Genomic DNA, 16,156 nt, shown 5'->3' on the forward strand with positions numbered 1-16,156 from the left:
CCCGGGGCGGTTTCGCCTTCCAAGCCGGGGCGTCTTGGTATAGGACCCGGATCATCACCCGACCCCGTCCACAACGCCGGAGATCCCGCCCGTGTCCGCCCCCACCGCCGTGCCCGCCGCTCCCGTCCAGGACCTCGTGCCGATTCGGCGCGCGCTGATCTCGGTGTCCGACAAGACCGGGCTGGCCGCGCTCGCCAAGGCGCTGCACGGCCACGGGACCGAGATCCTCTCCACCGGCGGCACCGCCCGCGCCATCGCCGAGGCCGGCGCGCCGGTCACCGAGGTGTCGGACCACACCGGCTTCCCGGAGATGCTGGACGGCCGCGTCAAGACCCTGCACCCGACCATCCACGGCGGCATCCTGGGCCTGCGCGGCAACCCCGAGCACGAAGCCGCCATGGCCGAGCACGGCATCGCGCCCATCGACCTGGTGGTGGTCAACCTCTATCCGTTCGAGTCCACGGTGGCGAAGGGCGCCGACTTCGCCACCTGTGTCGAGAACATCGACATCGGCGGCCCGGCCCTGATCCGCGCGGCGGCCAAGAACCACACCGCCGTCGCCGTGGTGACGGACCCCGAGGACTACGAGGCCCTGCTCGCGGACCTGAAGACCCACAGCGGCTGCGTTTCAATGGACCTGCGCCGTCTGCTCGCCGCCCGCGCCTTCGGGCGCACCGCCGCCTATGACGCCGCCATCGGCCGCTGGTTCTCGGGCGAGGTGGGCGAGACCTTCCCGCGCCATCTGGTCGCCGCCGGCCGCCTGAAGCAGTCCCTGCGCTACGGCGAGAACCCGCATCAGGAGGCCGCGTTCTACGTCCACGGGCTGGCGCGCCCGGGGGTGGCCAACGCCCATCAGGTGCAGGGCAAGGAACTGTCGTACAACAACCTGAACGACACCGATGCGGCCTTTGATCTGGTCAGCGAGTTCAGCGACCCGGCGGTGGCCATCATCAAGCACGCCAACCCCTGCGGCGTCGCCGTCGGCGAGACCCTGCGCGGGGCCTATGAAAAGGCGCTGGCCTGCGATCCCGTCAGCGCGTTCGGGGGCATCGTCGCCGTCAACCGGGCGCTGGACCGGGCCGCCGCCGAGGCCATCACCAGCATCTTCACCGAAGTGGTGATCGCGCCCGACGCCGACGATCAGGCCAAGGCTGTGTTCGCGGTCAAGAAGAACCTGCGCCTGCTCATCACCGGCGTCATGCCGGACCCGACCACGCCCGGCCTGACGATCCGGTCGGTCGCCGGCGGCATGCTGGCGCAGACCCGCGACACCGGCCGGGTGGACGAGGCCGACCTGAAGGTGGTCACGAAGCGTGCGCCGACACCGGCCGAGATGTCCGACCTGCTGCTCGCCTTCCGGGTCTGCAAGCACGTCAAGTCGAACGCCATCGTCTATGTGAAGGACGGCGTGACCGTGGGCATCGGCGCCGGCCAGATGAGCCGCGTGGACAGCGCCCGCATCGCCGCGCGCAAGGCCGACGACGCCGCCCGCGCCGCCGGCATCACGGTGCCGCTGACGCAGGGCTCGGTGGTGGCCTCGGACGCCTTCTTCCCCTTCGCCGACGGCCTGACGGCGGCGGTGGAGGCCGGGGCGACGGCGGTGATCCAGCCCGGCGGCTCGGTGCGCGACGACGAGGTGATCGCCGCCGCCGATGCGGCCGGCCTCGCCATGGTGTTCACGGGCATGCGCCACTTCCGGCATTGAGTGATCCGTTCATCGCTGAGCGGCGATGAATCCGGATCGTCATCCTGAGCCCCGAAAGGGGCGAAGGATCTCGGGCCTGGGCATGCGGCAGGGGCTTGGTCTCCTTGCCTCCCGAGGTCCCTCGCCGCCGTTGGCGGCTCGGGATGACACGACACATTGGGCGTGGTCAGCGCGCCATTTGAACCGCCGGGCCCGCGCGCTAGAACGGGCCAACACATGCTCAGGAAAGGACCCGCCATGGAGCCGTTCAAGACCCTCACCGGAGTCGCCGCCCCGCTGCCGATCGTCAATGTCGATACCGACATGATCATCCCCAAGCAGTTCCTGAAGACGATCAAGCGCACCGGCCTGGGCAAGAGCCTGTTCTTCGAGATGCGCTATGACGACGACGGGGCGGAAGCGCCCGACTTCGTGCTGAACCAGCCGGCGTACCGGGGGGCGTCCATCCTGGTGGCGGGCGACAACTTCGGCTGCGGCTCGTCGCGCGAGCATGCGCCGTGGGCGCTGCTGGACTTCGGCATCCGCTGCATCATCGCGCCCAGCTTCGCCGACATCTTCTACAACAACTGCTTCAAGAACGGCATCCTGCCCATCCGCCTGCCGCAGGAGGACGTGGACAAGCTGATGGACGACGCCCGGCGCGGCGCCAACGCCACCGTGACCGTGGATCTGGAGGCGCAGGAGATCCGCGGGCCGGACGGCGGCGTGGTGACGTTCGACATCGACCCGTTCCGCAAGCACTGCCTGCTCAACGGCCTGGACGACATCGGCCTGACGCTGGAGAAGGCGGACGCCATCCAGGCGTTCGAGGACCGGCGCGCCACCCAGTTCCCCTGGCTGACCCCGGCGGCGGAGTAGCGCGATCCCGGCGGGCGGGGCAGCGGCCGGACCGGCCCCGCCCCGCCCCGCTCCCGCCTTTAAGCCGGTTTGTGGGCCGCGATCATGTAGTTCACGTCCAGGTCGCGGGTCAGCGACCAGGTGCGGGCCAGCGGGTTGAAGGTCATGCCCGCGAAGCCGTCCACCGCCAGCCCGCCGGCGCGCAGGCCGGCCGCGAACTCCGACGGCTTGACGAACTTCTTCCAGTCGTGGGTGCCCCGGGGCAGCCAGCGCAGCACGTACTCGGCGCCCACCTTGGCCAGCGCGAACGCCTTGGCGGTGCGGTTCAGGGTGGCCCCGATCAGCAGGCCGCCCGGCGCCACCAGCGCGCCGCAACTGTGCAGGAAGGCGTCCACGTCGGCGACGTGCTCCACCACCTCCATGGTCAGCACCACGTCGAAGGTCCGACCCTCGGCCACCAGGGTTTCGGGGGTGGCGCAGCGATAGGCGATGTCCAGGCCGCTCTGTTCGGCGTGGACGGCGGCGATTTTCGTGTTCTTCTCGGTGGCGTCGATGCCGGTGACGTCGAAGCCCATCCGCGCCATGGGCTCGCACAGCAGACCGCCGCCGCAGCCGATGTCCAGCAGGCGCAGCCCGGCGAAGGGATGGCGCTGGCCGATGTCGCGCCCGAAGCGCTCGGCGGCGTTGTCGCGGATGTAGGTCAGCCGCGTCGGGTTGAACGTGTGCAGCGGCTTGAACGGGCCGTCGGGGTCCCACCAGGTGTCGGCCATGGCGGCGAACTTCGCCAGTTCGGCGTCCACCGCGGAACTGGCGGGAGCGTTGGAGGCGGGGGCTGCGGACATGGCGGCGGCGGTCTCCGGACAGGCTGCGACGAGGTCTCCGGCGGCGGCCCATGGCCTTGCCTCCGGAAGGGCGAGCGGGTATGAAGGGGCCGCCCGACGGCCCCGTGATGCGACCCGTTTACAGGGATACGCGCACGGCGGCAACCGGATCGCCCCGGCGGCCGGGTCCCGGGGGCCTCGGTGGGGCGCCACCGCCCGCCGGCTCTCCGCCCACCGGCCGATCGTCAGCCTCGGACAGACACGGATAGACAAGGACCAGGCCAGCCATGGCGCGTATCGTGATGAAGTTCGGCGGCACCTCGGTCGGGGACATCGAGCGGATCAAGACCGTGGCCCGGCGCGTCGCCGACGAGGTCGAGGCCGGCAACGAGGTCGCCGTGGTGGTCTCCGCCATGTCCGGCGACACCAACCGTCTGGTGGGCCTGTGCCGCGATGTCTCGGCCATGCACGACGCGCGCGAACACGACGTGGTCGTCTCCACGGGCGAGCAGGTCACGGTGGGCCTGCTGTCCATGGCGCTGCAGGACCTGGGGGTGGAGGCGCGCTCCTGGATGGGCTGGCAGATCCCCATCCGGACCGATGTGGCCCACGGCCGCGCCCGCATCCTGGACATCGACACCACCACCCTGCTGGAGCGCATGGCGCAGGGGCAGGTGGCCGTGGTGGCCGGCTTCCAGGGCATCGGGGACACCGACAACCGCGTGACCACCCTGGGGCGCGGCGGCTCGGACACCTCGGCGGTGGCGCTGGCGGCGGCCCTGGAGGCGGACCGCTGTGATATCTATACCGACGTGGACGGTGTCTACACCACCGACCCGCGCATCGTGCCCAAGGCCCGCAAGCTGGCCCGCGTCACCTACGAGGAGATGCTGGAAATGGCGTCGCTGGGGGCCAAGGTGTTGCAGACGCGCTCGGTGGAAATGGCAATGAAGTATGGGGTGCGGGTTCAGGTGCGCCATAGCTGGCCCGAATACTGGACCGTGCCCGGAACCCTGGTTTGCGGCGAGGACGAGATCGTGGAAAAGGAACTTGTCAGCGGGATCACCTACAGCCGGGACGAGGCCAAGGTCACCCTGACCAAGGTCTCGGACCTGCCCGGAGTCGCCGCGCGCATCTTCGGCCCCCTGGCCGAGGGCAACATCAACGTGGACATGATCGTCCAGAACGTGTCGGACGACGGCCACTCCACCGACCTGACCTTTACGGTGCCCACCGGCGACCGGGACAAGGCCGTGCGGCTGCTGGAGGACCGTCAGGAGGAGCTGGGCTACAAGGCCCTGGCCGCCCATGACGGCGTGGTCAAGGTCTCGGTCATCGGCGTCGGCATGCGCAGCCACGCCGGCGTCGCGCAGACCATGTTCAAGGCGCTGGCCGACCGGGGCATCAACATCCAGGTCATCACCACGTCCGAGATCAAGATCAGCGTGCTGATTTCCGAGGAATACACCGAACTGGCGGTGCGCGCGCTGCACACCGCCTATGGGCTCGACGCCGCCTGAGCCGACCGATCCGCCGGACGGGGGCGCGCCCGCGCGCCTCGCCCGCCGCTCCGCCCCCAGCCACCGGACCCGACACCCATGACCACCCGCCCCGCCGAGACCTCTCGCCAGACCCTGGACCGCCTGTGGGCGCGCGGCTGCGCCCTGCTGGGCACGCCGACCGCGATCATGGGCGGGGCCATGTCGTGGGTCTCGGAGCGCCATCTGGTCGCCGCCATCTCCAACGCCGGCGGCTTCGGCGTGCTGGCCTGCGGCTCCATGGGGCCGGACCTGCTGGCGGCGGAGATCGACGCCACCCAGGCGCTCACCGACAAGCCGTTCGGCGTCAACCTCATCACCCTGCATCCCGAGCTGGACGCCCTGATGGACGTCTGCAAACAGGCGCGGGTGGGGCACGTGGTGCTGGCCGGCGGCCTGCCCTCCGGTCCGGCCATCCGCCGCCTGAAGGACGGCGGCGCGCGCGTGCTGTGCTTCGCCCCGGCGACCGCGCTGGCGCGCAAGCTCATCAAGTCGGGCGTGGACGGCCTCATCATCGAGGGCACCGAGGCCGGCGGGCACATCGGCCCCGTCTCCACCAGCGTGCTGGCGCAGGAGATCCTGCCCGAGGTGGCGGAGCAGGTGCCCGTGTTCGTGGCCGGCGGCATCGGCCGCGGCGAGGCCATCGTGTCCTATCTGGAGATGGGCGCGGCCGGCGTGCAGCTTGGCACCCACTTCGTCTGTGCCACCGAGAGCATCGCGCATGCGAATTTCAAGGCCGCCTTCATCAAGGCCAACGCCCGCGACGCCATGCCCACCGTGCAGGTGGACCCGCGCTTCCCGGTGATCCCCGTCCGCGCCCTGCGCAACAAGGGCACCGAGCTGTTCATGCAGACCCAGCGCGACGTGATCGCCCGCTTCCAGGCCGGCGAGATGGATCAGAAGACGGCCCAGCTTGAGATCGAGCACTTCTGGGCCGGCGCGCTGCGCCGCGCGGTCATCGACGGCGACGTGGAAAACGGCTCGCTGATGGCCGGCCAGAGCGTCGGTCTGGTCAGGGAGGAGCAGCCGACCCGGGTCATCATCGACACCCTGATCGCCCAGGCCGAAGCCGCGCTGACCCAACGCGCCGGCGGTGCGCCGCACCCGGTCCCCATCGCCGACCCGGTTCCCTGATGCCGTTCGCCGACGATACCGGCCGGCGCCTGCTGGGGCGTTTGCGCGAGTACATGGCCGGCGGCGGCACGGTGCAGGACCGCCTTGACCGCACGGTCCGTCTGATCGGCGAGGAACTGCGCTCCGACGTCTGCTCCTGCTACGTCATGCGGGCCGGCGAGGTGCTGGAGCTGTTCGCCACCCAGGGCCTGTCGCAGGACGCCGTCCACGTCACCCGCCTGCGCGTCGGCGAGGGTCTGGTGGGCGAGATCGCCGCCCGCGCCCGCCCGCTCAACGCTCCCAACGCCTGGGACCACCCCAGCTTCGCCTATCGGCCGGAGACCGGCGAGGACGTCTATGCCTCGCTGATGGGTGTGCCCATGATCCGGGGCGGGCAGGTGATCGGCGTGCTGGCCGTGCAGAACCGGGACCGGCGGCCGTACCAGGACATCGAGATCGAGACCCTGGAAACCGTCGCCATGGTGCTGGCCGAACTGCTGGCCGGCACCGACCTGATTCCGCGCGACGAACTGGGGCCGGTCACCGGCAACGCCGTGCTGCCCTTCCGCATGGAGGGCCTGGGCCTGAACCCGGGCGGCGTGCTGGGCACGGCGGTCTATCACCGCCCCAAGGTGCATATCGAGCGCCTGCTGAACGACGACCCGGAAGAGGAACTGCGCCGCCTGCGCGAGGCGCTGAAGGATCTGCGCCACGCCATTGACGAGTTGATCCAGACCCACGTGGACCTGAGCGGCGACTACCGGGAGATCCTCGAAGCCTACCGCATGTTCGCCGACGACGCCGGATGGGTGTCGCGCATCTCCGACGCCATCCGCTCGGGCCTGACGGCCGAGGCCGCCGTCCGCCGCGTGGACGACGACATGAAGGTGCGGCTGTCCCAGGCCAGCGACCCCTATATCCGCGAGCGCCTGCACGACCTGGAGGACCTCGCCAACCGCCTGCTGCTGCACCTGACCGGGCAGGGCATGACCTCGGCGCACGCGCAGTTGCCCGACGATACGGTGCTGATCTGCCGCTCGCTGGGCCCGGCGGAGCTGCTGGACTACCCCCGGGGCTCGGTGCGCGGCGTGCTGATGGAAGAGGGCGCGCCCACCATGCACGCCGTGATCGTGGCGCGCGCGCTGGACATCCCGGTGATCGGGCGGCTGGATGGCGTGTTCACCCGCATCGCGCCCTTCGACACGGTGGCGCTGGACGCCGACAACGGGCAGGTGTTCGTTCGCCCCAGCGACGATGTGCGCGAGACCTTCAGCCGCAGCGTGCTGACCCGGCAGGCCCGGCGGCAGGTCTATCTCGCCGAGCGGCATCTGCCGTTCGAGACCCGCGACCGTGTGTCGGTGCGGGTCATGATGAACGCCGGCCTGCTGATGGACATGGGCCATCTGGAGGACGCCGGCGCCATGGGCGTCGGCCTGTATCGCACCGAACTGCCGTTCATGACCCGGCCCAGCCTGCCGGACGTGGCCACCCAGACGCTGCTGTACCAGAAGATCCGCGAGCAGGCGGGCGGCAAGCCCGTCGTGTTCCGCACCCTGGATGTGGGCGGGGACAAGCTGCTGCCGTACTGGACCAACGACGGCGAGGACAACCCGGCCATGGGCTGGCGGTCGATCCGCATCACGCTGGACCGGCCGGCGGTGCTGCGCGCCCAGATCCGCGCCCTGCTGCGGGCCAGCGCGGGGCAGGACCTGCGCCTGATGTTCCCCATGATCGCCACCGTGCAGGAGTTCCGCCAGGCCCGCCGCCTGCTGGACGTGGAGGTGGAGCGCGAACGCGCGCGCGGCGGCCTGCTGCCCCGCCAGGTGCGGGTGGGCACCATGCTGGAGGTGCCGTCGCTGCTGTACCAGTTCCCGGAACTGCTGCCCGAGGTGGATTTCGTGTCCGTGGGCAGCAACGACCTGCTGCAGTTCCTGTTCGCCACCGACCGAGGCAACCCGCGCGTCTCGGGGCGCTACGATCCGCTGTCGGTGCCCGTGCTGCGGCTGCTGCGCGACGTGCGCTGGCTGTGCGAGGCGGCGGGCAAGCCGGTCACGGTCTGCGGCGAGATGGCTGGGCGCCCGATCGAGGCCATGGCGCTGATCGGGCTGGGATACCGCTCGCTGTCCATGGCCGCCCAGGGGGTGGGGCCGGTCAAGCAGATGCTGCGCTCGATGGACACGCGCGAGGTCACGGCCTATGTCACGGCGCTGGCCGAGTCGGACGACCCGAACCCGCGCCGGGGCCTGCGCGCCTTCGCCCGCGATCACGGCATCAAGATCGAGTAGGGGCGGCCGCTCGGGTCGAGACCGCCCGGTTCACCCCGAAAACGGCGCGACCGTGTGGCCGTGGTTCATGGGGCCGTGGCCGCTGCCGAAGCCGGGCGCGGTTTCCATGGCGCAACGGACATAGGCGCGGGCGCGGCTGACCGCCTGCTCCAGCGGCAGGCCCTGGGCGATGCCGCAGGCCAGGGCCGACGCCAGCGTGCAGCCGGTGCCGTGGGTGGCGGTGGAGGCGATGCGGGGCGCGTCCATGCGGACCACGCCGTCCGGGCCGATCAGCAGGTCCGTGACGGTCTCGCCCTCAAGATGCCCGCCCTTCATCAGCACCGCGCGCGGCCCCATGTCGAGCAGGGCGCGGCCCGCCTCTTCCAGGTCGGCCACGGTGGCGATGGGGCGGCCGGTCAGGGCTTCGGCCTCGGGCGCGTTGGGGGTCAGCACGGTGGCGCGCGGCACCAGGCGGGTGCGCAGCGTGGCCTCGGCGCTGGGATCGAGCAGGGCGTGCCCGCCCTTGGCCATCATGACCGGGTCCACCACCAGCGGTACATCCGGGGCCAGATCGGCCAGCGCGTCGGCCACCGCCTCGATCACATCCGGCAGGCCCATCATGCCGGTCTTGACGGCATCGGCGCCCAGGTCGTCCAGCACCACCCGCATCTGCTGCACGACGAAGTCCACGGGGATGCCGTGGACGCCGTGCACGCCCCGTGTGTTCTGGGCCGTCAGGGCGGTGATGGCGGTCATGGCGAAGCCGCCGAGCGCGGTCACGGACTTGATGTCGGCCTGGATGCCGGCGCCGCCGCCCGAATCGGAGCCGGCGACGATCAACACCCGCCCCCGGGGAGCGGGCCGGTCCTGCTGGGTCATGTCTGAATGGGTCCGGTGGGATCTCGTGCGTGCGGTGGACGACAGCGCTTCATCCACCGCGCGGGGTCGGGGGGGGAGACATCAAGAGCCGAGGGCCCGGCACCTCCGCCCGGTGCCGGGCCGCCTCGCGGTCTTGACGGGGGATGTCTTTGGGCCGCCGGGGCTCAGGCCGTCGCGGTGCCTTCGCCGCCCTGGTCGTTGCGCGCGATTTCATCGTGCACGGCGGCCATATCCACGGCCTTGCCCTGTTCGACCACGCTTTCCAGCGCGCTTTCGGGCAGGGCGCCGGCCTGATTGAACAGCACGACGCGATCGCGCAGCACGGCCACCGTGGGAATGGAGCGCACACCGAAGCTCTGGGCCAGTTCCATCTCGGCGTCCACGTCCACCTTGGCGAAGGTCACGTCCGGATGGTCCTCGCTGACCTTTTCGAAGGTCGGGCCGAAGCTCTTGCAGGGCTCGCACCAGTCCGCCCAGAAGTCGAGAATGACCATATTGTCCGAGCGGATGACGTCTTCAACATTGTCCTTGGTCAGAGTGACAGTCGCCACTGGACCCTCCCTTGCGCATCGATGAAGTGGAATGACGGGGCGTGGAACGGGTCCGGTTGTCCGTGTGGACCGGGCGAACCATGGGGGGGATCAGCCGGAAACACGCCGGTGGCCCCATCAGCGTTGTCTTAACCTGACCGTATCCGGCGGGCGATTCAACCCCCGGCCGGGAATTTCCGGGGGGCGGGCGCGACGGGGGCGCGACGGGGGCGGCCTCAGGCGATCATGCCGTCGCCATCGGCCGGGCCGAGCAGGAACGCTTTGCTGCCGCGGACGGGCCGCTCGATCTGGAAGGCGGACGTGTTCCCCAAGCCATGCCTTGCTTCTGGTGGAGGTGGTCGGTGATGCCGGGCGGGCGTTGCACTCCCGCCCGGACCGTTCATCCCTGTCGCAAGGGAAAACGGTCCGGACGGGGCTGCAAGCCCCGTCCGGCGCAGCGTCGCGGCCTCAGGCGATCATGCCGTCGCCGTCGGCCGGGCCGAGCATGAAGGCGCGCAGGGCGTCGGCGCAGGCGTCCGGGGCCTCCTCCATGACGAAGTGCCCGCAGGGCAAGGCGGTCTCCGTCGCCTGTTCGCACCAGTTGCGCCACGTGGTCAGGGGCGACTGCCCCATCTTGTCCGCCAGATAGCCCGTGCCCCAGATCACCGTGGTCGGGCACAGGATACGCCGGCCGGCCCGCCGGTCCGCCTCGTCCAGCGCCCAGTCCACGGTCGCCCCGGCGCGGTAGTCGGCGCAGGTGGCCGCCACCACGGCCGGGTCCTCGAACTGCGCGATGTAGGCGGCGCGGTCCTCCGGATCCAGAGGACGGATGCGGCCCACCCAGCGGTCCAGGAGGTGGCCGATGTAGAGCGCCGGGTCGGCGGAGATCATGCGTTCGGGGACCGGCGCGGGCTGGGCCAGGAACAGCCAGTGGTGCGTCGCCAGCGCCCGCTTGGCGGTCATCATGGCCCACACATCCGAGGTCGGCAGGATATCCACCACCGCCAGACGGCGCACGGCGCGGGGGTGGTCCAGGCACAGACGGTAGGCCACCCGCCCGCCGCGATCGTGCCCGGCGACGTGAAAGGTCTCGTGGCCCAGGGCCGCCATCAGGCCCACCATGGTCCGGGCCATGGCCCGCTTGGAATAGGCCACGTTGCCCGGATCGGGAGCCGGCCCCCGGCTGCGGCCATAGCCGGGCAGGTCGGGCAGGATCACCGTGAAGCGGTCGGCCAGCCGCTCGGCCACCGCGCGCCACGCCCGGTGGGTCTGCGGATAGCCGTGCAGCAGCAGCAGCGGGGGGCCCTCGCCCGCGGTGACGTGGTAGACGTCCGTTTCGCCGATGCGCAGCGTGTTTTCGTGGAACTCCAGCGCCAAAGCCTGCCTCCCCGGTCACGACCGTTCTGTCCCGCGTGACGATGCAGGCCGACGGGGCGGTGTCAAGGGAAAGCGGGCGCTCAGGCCGAAGCCAGGGCCTCGGGGCCGGCGGCGCCCAGAACGGAGTCGCAGCCGAGCCGGCGCGCCTCCGCCGCCGGGTCCGCCGTCTCGTCCAGGGCCTGGACCACCACCCAGCCGTCCTGGCGCAGCCGCGCCGCCGCCGCCCGGTCGTGGTCGAGCGGGGCCAGCACCCGGCGCGTCGCCTCCACCTCCGGGATGGCATCCAGCACCGCGTCCATCATCAGGGTGAACCCGGCGGCGGGCTCGCCCCGGTCCTCCGGGCCGGCCCGGTAGCGGCCGCCGCGCGCCAGCTCGCCGCGCGCGCCCCGGGCGAACACCGAGAAGCCGACGCCCGTGTAGTACTCGAACCCCCGGCTTTCCAGCGCATCCACGGTCAGGGTCAGGCCGGGGTGCGCGACCTCGACCCGATCCACCAGCGCGCCCAGCGCCGCCACGCGGGCGGCGGCCTCGGCGGGCAGGTCGAGCGCGGCGATCTCCGCCAGCGCCTCGCGCGCGGGGCCGGTGGCCTGGATCAGCGCCACCAGCAGCGCCCCCAGGGCCGGGGTCTCGGCGGCGGCCTCGCGCACCGCCGCCACGTCCTTGTGATCCACCGCCGGGCGCAGCGCCGCCCGCACCGCGTCGGGCACGGCGTGGGCCTCGCACAGCACGCCCAGCAGGGTGGGCAGGTTGAGGTCAATGGTGGCGTCCACGACGCCCACGGCCTCCAGCGCCTCGGCGGCGAGCACCACCACCTCGGCCTCGGCGGCCGGGCCGTCGGCGCCGATCAGCTCGGCCCCCACCTGGGTGAACTGGCGCTCGGGCCGGAGCTGGGTGCCCCTCACCCGCAGCACCTGCCCGGCGTAGCACAGGCGCAGCGGGCGCGGGTCATGGCGCAGGCGCGTCGTGGCGATGCGGCCGATCTGCACCGTGAAGTCCGGCCGCACGCCCATCATGCGCTGCGAGACCGGATCCATGACGCGGAAGGTGTCGCGCACAAGGGCGCCGCCGGCCCCGGTCAGCAGGCCGTCCTCGAACTCGATCAGGGGCGGCTTGACCCGGCGGTAGCCGAACGCGCGGACGAAGGCCATCAGGCCGTCCACGACGTCGGCCTCGCGTTCGGCGCGCGGCGGCAGGCCGTCGCTCAGGCCGTTGGGCAGCAGGGCGGGATGAAGCGTGTCGGTCATGGTCATGACGGACCTGTCTGGCGGCGGGACATGGTGCCCCGGTGTTTAGTCCCTCCGGCGGGGCGCCGCAAACCAAAACCTGGAGGCACCCCCGGGACCCGGGAACGCGCGCACCGTCGGGCGCGTTGTGGCAACAGCCCCGCCCCCGGACTTCACCCTTGGGAGAGAGTGCTCATGGACGCGATCCGATCCGCCCTCGTGCCCGTGCTGAACCACCCGGCGACGCTGTCCGTCTGGGTGGCGTTGAACGCCCTGTGCGTCGTCTGGCTGCTGTACGACCTGCGCACCCGCAATCCCCAGACCCACGGGCTGATGCGCTGGGTCTGGATCCTGACCGTGTCCTATTCGGGGCCGATCGGACTGGCCGTGTACTATTGGTCCGGCCGGGCGCAGATCGCCCGCGACAGCCTGTCCCGGCGCGCCTTTCGGTCGGTGTCGCACTGCTACGCGGGATGCGGCATCGGCGAGATCGCCGGCGTCATCATCGCCGCCGGGATCCTGGCGCTGGGCACCCTGGCCGTCGGGGCGGTCAGCTTCGCGCTCGCCTACGTGGCCGGGTTCGCCCTGACCATCGGCCCGCTGATGGCCGCCGGCGAGACCTTCCCCGTGGCCCTGAAGGATACCCTCGTCAGCGAGACCATCTCCATCACCGTCATGGAAGTGGTCGCGATCAGTGTGGATATCTGGCTGGCGGGCGGCGCCGGCATGAGCGAGCCGCTGTTCTGGACCGGCCTGCTGGTGTCGCTCAGCGCCGGGCTTCTGGCCGCGTGGCCGGCGAACGTGCTGCTGATCCACTTCGGCATCAAGGAGGGCATGGGCCATCCGGGCGAGGCGCACGCGCACTGATGACAGGACTTTCGCCGCAGCGCCCCTGCGGGGCGCGCGGCTCCGGGCCTTCGGCCCGCCGGCGCGGTCGCGGAGGATTTTTGATGTTTTTTCGCCGTCGCGCCGGTTTGGTGTGCATGCGAATGGGCCGAGTGCCGTAAAGGAGCAGGACAACGAGCGCAGGTTAACATGACGGCGCAGTCCGCGCCGGCAGAGCACGCCTCTCGAGATCCCTCGTCTCGCTTCGCTCGCTCGGGATGACGAAATAAAACGAATAGATGTCATCCTGAAGCCGCGAAGCGGCTGAAGGATCTCGAGCGTGGGTCTCCGAACCGCTGCAAAGCCTCGCAGGAGGGGTGCCGTTAACCTTAGCCTGTCGCCCTGCGTAAAGGAGCGGGCGCGTTGACGACCCGGGGCGGGATGCCTACACACGCAGGATCGTACCCGTCCCCTGGCTCCCCCCGCCCGACCGGAGAAAGCGACGCGCCATGCCTGAACAGATGCCCGCCGCGCTCGACGCCCTGACCCTGGACGAGGTCGCCGCCGGCGGCAAGGCGGCCCTGGCCCGCGCCCTGGCCATGCTGGAAAGCCAGCCCGACAGCGGGCACACCGCCGACCTGCTCAGCGCCGCCTATCGGGCGCCGCGCGCCCATGTGGTCGGCATCACCGGCCCGCCGGGGGTGGGCAAGTCCACCCTCATCAGCGGCCTGATCGACACCTGGCGCGGGCGCGGCCAGACCGTGGGCGTGATCGCGGTCGATCCCTCGTCGCGGCGCTCCGGCGGCGCGCTGCTGGGCGACCGCACCCGGCTGAAGAACAACCCCGAGGATCAGGGCGTCTTCGTCCGCTCCATGGCGGCGCGCGACCATCTGGGCGGGCTTGCCGGGCTGACCACGGCGGCCATGGTGCTGATGCGGGCGCTGTATGACATCGTGCTGGTGGAGTCGGTCGGCGTCGGCCAGTCGGAAACCGAGATCGTCGGCGTCGCCGACACGGTGCTGTTCTGCGTCCAGCCCGGATCGGGCGACAGCCTGCAGTTCATGAAGGCCGGCATCGCCGAGATCCCCCACATCGTGGTCGTCACCAAGGCCGACATGGCGGTCGCCGCCGAGCGCGCCCGGGCCGATGTGGTGGGGGCGCTCAGCCTGGGCGAGCACTGGAGCGACTGGGATGTGCCCGTGCTGAAGGTCTCGGCCAGCCGCCAGCAGGGCATTGACGAGCTGGTGGCGACCATCGACGCCCACGCCGCCCACCTGGATGCGGACGGCCGTCGGGCGAAGGCGCGCCACGCCCAGGGCGAGTCCTGGCTGGTCGAGTTCGTCCGCGAGCGCTTCGGCCGCGAGGGGCTGCGCAAGGCCGGCACGCTCTCGCTGGCGCGGGACGAAAGCCCGTTCGCGCGGCTGGGCGCGGTGGCCGCAACGCTCGGCGCGGGCGGATGACCGCCGGGGCCATCGTCGGCGGGCCGCTGGCGACATCCGGCGGGCGCTGGGCGCTCGGGCTGTTCCTGGTGCTCGGGCATCTGGCGCTGACGCTGGGGCTGTCCAGCGGGCTGGGCCGCGACGAGCTGGAGAGCATGCTGTTCGCCCAGGGCTGGGCCTGGGGCTACGATGTCGAACAGCCGCCGCTCTACAACTGGCTTCAGATGGCGGTGACCGAGGCCGTCGGGCCGTCCCTGGCGGGCTCCATCCTGCTGCGCTGGGGGATCATCGTCGTTGGGGTCCTGGCCCTGTACGACGCCGTCCGGCGCATGGCGGGCGGCGATGCCGCCCTGGCCGCCGGGGCGCTGGCGGGTGTGGGCGGGACGGCCCTGTTCGGGTTCGAGGGCGCGCGCCACTTCACCCACACCACCCTGCTGCTGACCGCCACGGCGCTGATCCTGTGGACCGCCGTGCGCGTCGTGGAGCGCCCGGGCGCGGGCCGCTTTGTCGCGCTGGGGGCGGCGCTGGCCGTCGGCGCGCTGTCCAAGTACACCATCGCCGTGTTCGTGCTGGCGCTGGGGCTGGCCGCCCTGGCCGAGCCCGCGACCCGCGCGGCCCTGCTCGACCGCCGGGTGCTGTGGGCGGCGGTGGCGCCGCTGCTGGCCGTGCCGGGGCACCTGATCTGGCGGCTGGGGCAGGACAGCTCCCTGACCGAGCGCGTGGCCAGCATCACGAGCCGGGGCGAGCCGGTGGGCTGGCTGGAGGCGATGCCGGGCCTGCTGCTCAACGTGGTCGCGGACCCCATCGCGGGCATGGCGCCGCCCCTGGTGCTCGCGCTGGCGCTGGTGCCCTGGCGGCGGGTGTGGGGGGGGCGTGCGGAACCCACGCCCGGCACGCCGCGCTGGGATCGGGTGCTGCTGGTGTACGTGGCCGCCGCCATGGCGCTGACGCTGGCCGTGGTGCTGGCCTCCGGCGGGCACCGGCTGCGCTATCATTATCTGATGCCGGCCGCGCTGGTGATGCCCGCGATCCCGCTGCTGTGGATGCGGGCGCGCGGCCTGACCCTGGCGCCCTGGCGGCGGCGCGCGCTGGGCTGGGGGCTGGTCGGGCTCGCCCTGGTGCTGCTGGCCGGGACGGCCGTCCACCGCGCCTGGATCGAGCCCGCCGGCTGCGGCCGCTGCCTGCCCCTGCTGCCCGCAGACCGGGCGGCCGAGGCCGTGCGGGCCGCCGGGTTCTCGGACGGCACCATCGTCGCCGCGTCGCTGGACTGGGGGGCCAACCTGCGCCCGGCCTTTCCCGAGGCCCGCATGCTCGCGCGGCACTATCCCCACTGGCGGCCCCCGGGGCGACCCCCGGGTGGGGTGCCGGGCGCGGGCGCCTGCCTGATCCTGCTGTCCCCGCGCGAGGCGGCGGCCCTGCGCGACGGTGCGCTGGAGGCGGACCCCATCGCCACCACCCTGACCGGGATGGTCGGGGCCGCGCCGCCGGAGGGATGGCTTTCCTCGGTGACGGTGCGGGACCTGCCCCTGACCCTGGCCCCGGACCGCAGTGTGTCCTTCGCGTTTCACCTGAGTCCCGAGGGTCTGGGCACCTGCCGTTAGGCAC

General features: G+C 71.8%; 13 protein-coding genes. 8 read left to right on the forward strand and 5 right to left on the reverse strand.

What is annotated here, in order from left to right:
- Positions 1–136 precede the first annotated feature (136 nt).
- Both purH and leuD read left to right on the forward strand, forming a co-directional pair.
- A complete protein-coding gene (gene purH / locus GHC57_RS07155; protein ID WP_425500656.1) occupies positions 137–1,705 on the forward strand; it encodes a bifunctional phosphoribosylaminoimidazolecarboxamide formyltransferase/IMP cyclohydrolase in 1,569 nt (522 codons plus the stop codon).
- A gap of 237 nt (positions 1,706–1,942) precedes the next feature.
- Positions 1,943–2,563 (forward strand): 3-isopropylmalate dehydratase small subunit, encoded by a 621-nt coding sequence (gene leuD, locus GHC57_RS07160; protein WP_153342715.1) that lies wholly within the window; start codon positions 1,943–1,945, stop codon positions 2,561–2,563.
- Between the two features lie 59 nt (positions 2,564–2,622).
- On the opposite strand, the gene ubiG is transcribed toward leuD, so the two are convergent.
- Positions 2,623–3,384, reverse strand: a complete 762-nt coding sequence (gene ubiG / locus GHC57_RS07165; protein WP_153342659.1) for a bifunctional 2-polyprenyl-6-hydroxyphenol methylase/3-demethylubiquinol 3-O-methyltransferase UbiG — start codon at positions 3,382–3,384, stop codon at positions 2,623–2,625.
- A gap of 266 nt (positions 3,385–3,650) precedes the next feature.
- Between ubiG and GHC57_RS07170 the strand changes: the two genes are divergently transcribed.
- The 3 genes from GHC57_RS07170 to ptsP all read left to right on the forward strand — a co-directional run bounded on the left by GHC57_RS07170 (position 3,651) and on the right by ptsP (position 8,299).
- The gene (locus GHC57_RS07170; protein ID WP_153342661.1) at positions 3,651–4,883 is read left to right on the forward strand and encodes an aspartate kinase; all 1,233 of its coding nucleotides are present in this window, start codon (positions 3,651–3,653) and stop codon (positions 4,881–4,883) included.
- A 78-nt stretch (positions 4,884–4,961) separates the two neighbouring features.
- The gene (locus GHC57_RS07175) at positions 4,962–6,035 is read left to right on the forward strand and encodes an NAD(P)H-dependent flavin oxidoreductase (RefSeq protein ID WP_153342664.1); all 1,074 of its coding nucleotides are present in this window, start codon (positions 4,962–4,964) and stop codon (positions 6,033–6,035) included.
- Complete coding sequence (gene ptsP / locus GHC57_RS07180) at positions 6,035–8,299, forward strand: phosphoenolpyruvate--protein phosphotransferase (RefSeq protein ID WP_153342666.1); 2,265 nt, start codon at positions 6,035–6,037, stop codon at positions 8,297–8,299. The genes GHC57_RS07175 and ptsP overlap by 1 nt, the downstream gene beginning before the upstream one ends.
- Positions 8,300–8,329: 30 nt before the next feature.
- On the opposite strand, the gene thiD is transcribed toward ptsP, so the two are convergent.
- The 4 genes from thiD to GHC57_RS07200 form a co-directional block, all read right to left on the reverse strand.
- Positions 8,330–9,157: a bifunctional hydroxymethylpyrimidine kinase/phosphomethylpyrimidine kinase gene (gene thiD, locus GHC57_RS07185; RefSeq protein WP_153342668.1), complete on the reverse strand. Its 828-nt coding sequence runs from the start codon at positions 9,155–9,157 to the stop codon at positions 8,330–8,332.
- Between the two features lie 164 nt (positions 9,158–9,321).
- A complete protein-coding gene (gene trxA, locus GHC57_RS07190) occupies positions 9,322–9,708 on the reverse strand; it encodes a thioredoxin (RefSeq protein WP_170294737.1) in 387 nt (128 codons plus the stop codon).
- Positions 9,709–10,155: 447 nt separating this feature from the next.
- Positions 10,156–11,064 carry an alpha/beta fold hydrolase gene (locus GHC57_RS07195; RefSeq protein WP_153342670.1) on the reverse strand — a complete coding sequence of 303 codons (909 nt, stop codon included), beginning with the start codon at positions 11,062–11,064 and terminating at the stop codon, positions 10,156–10,158.
- A gap of 80 nt (positions 11,065–11,144) precedes the next feature.
- Positions 11,145–12,314, reverse strand: coding sequence for an ATP phosphoribosyltransferase regulatory subunit (locus GHC57_RS07200; protein ID WP_343031136.1), 1,170 nt, complete (start codon positions 12,312–12,314; stop codon positions 11,145–11,147).
- A gap of 168 nt (positions 12,315–12,482) precedes the next feature.
- On the opposite strand from GHC57_RS07200, the gene GHC57_RS07205 reads away from it, so the two are divergent.
- The 3 genes from GHC57_RS07205 to GHC57_RS07215 all read left to right on the forward strand — a co-directional run bounded on the left by GHC57_RS07205 (position 12,483) and on the right by GHC57_RS07215 (position 16,152).
- A complete protein-coding gene (locus GHC57_RS07205) occupies positions 12,483–13,154 on the forward strand; it encodes a DUF4396 domain-containing protein (protein ID WP_153342672.1) in 672 nt (223 codons plus the stop codon).
- Between the two features lie 467 nt (positions 13,155–13,621).
- Positions 13,622–14,572: a methylmalonyl Co-A mutase-associated GTPase MeaB gene (meaB, locus tag GHC57_RS07210; RefSeq protein ID WP_170294738.1), complete on the forward strand. Its 951-nt coding sequence runs from the start codon at positions 13,622–13,624 to the stop codon at positions 14,570–14,572.
- Positions 14,569–16,152, forward strand: coding sequence for a glycosyltransferase family 39 protein (locus tag GHC57_RS07215; RefSeq protein WP_153342674.1), 1,584 nt, complete (start codon positions 14,569–14,571; stop codon positions 16,150–16,152). The genes meaB and GHC57_RS07215 overlap by 4 nt, the downstream gene beginning before the upstream one ends.
- The last annotated feature ends 4 nt before the right edge of the window (positions 16,153–16,156 follow it).

Source organism: Roseospira navarrensis (genome assembly GCF_009601025.1).
Lineage (GTDB): Bacteria > Pseudomonadota > Alphaproteobacteria > Rhodospirillales > Rhodospirillaceae > Rhodospira > Rhodospira navarrensis.

Coding starts and splice junctions, on each gene's coding strand:
- GHC57_RS07205 (WP_153342672.1), top strand. CDS start 12,483: ATGGACGCGATCCGATCCGCCCTCGTGCCCGTGCTGAACCACCCGGCG.
- ptsP (WP_153342666.1), top strand. CDS start 6,035: ATGCCGTTCGCCGACGATACCGGCCGGCGCCTGCTGGGGCGTTTGCGC.
- meaB (WP_170294738.1), top strand. CDS start 13,622: ATGCCTGAACAGATGCCCGCCGCGCTCGACGCCCTGACCCTGGACGAG.
- GHC57_RS07215 (WP_153342674.1), top strand. CDS start 14,569: ATGACCGCCGGGGCCATCGTCGGCGGGCCGCTGGCGACATCCGGCGGG.
- ubiG (WP_153342659.1), bottom strand. CDS start 3,384: ATGTCCGCAGCCCCCGCCTCCAACGCTCCCGCCAGTTCCGCGGTGGAC.
- thiD (WP_153342668.1), bottom strand. CDS start 9,157: ATGACCCAGCAGGACCGGCCCGCTCCCCGGGGGCGGGTGTTGATCGTC.
- GHC57_RS07175 (WP_153342664.1), top strand. CDS start 4,962: ATGACCACCCGCCCCGCCGAGACCTCTCGCCAGACCCTGGACCGCCTG.
- GHC57_RS07170 (WP_153342661.1), top strand. CDS start 3,651: ATGGCGCGTATCGTGATGAAGTTCGGCGGCACCTCGGTCGGGGACATC.
- GHC57_RS07200 (WP_343031136.1), bottom strand. CDS start 12,314: ATGACCATGACCGACACGCTTCATCCCGCCCTGCTGCCCAACGGCCTG.
- leuD (WP_153342715.1), top strand. CDS start 1,943: ATGGAGCCGTTCAAGACCCTCACCGGAGTCGCCGCCCCGCTGCCGATC.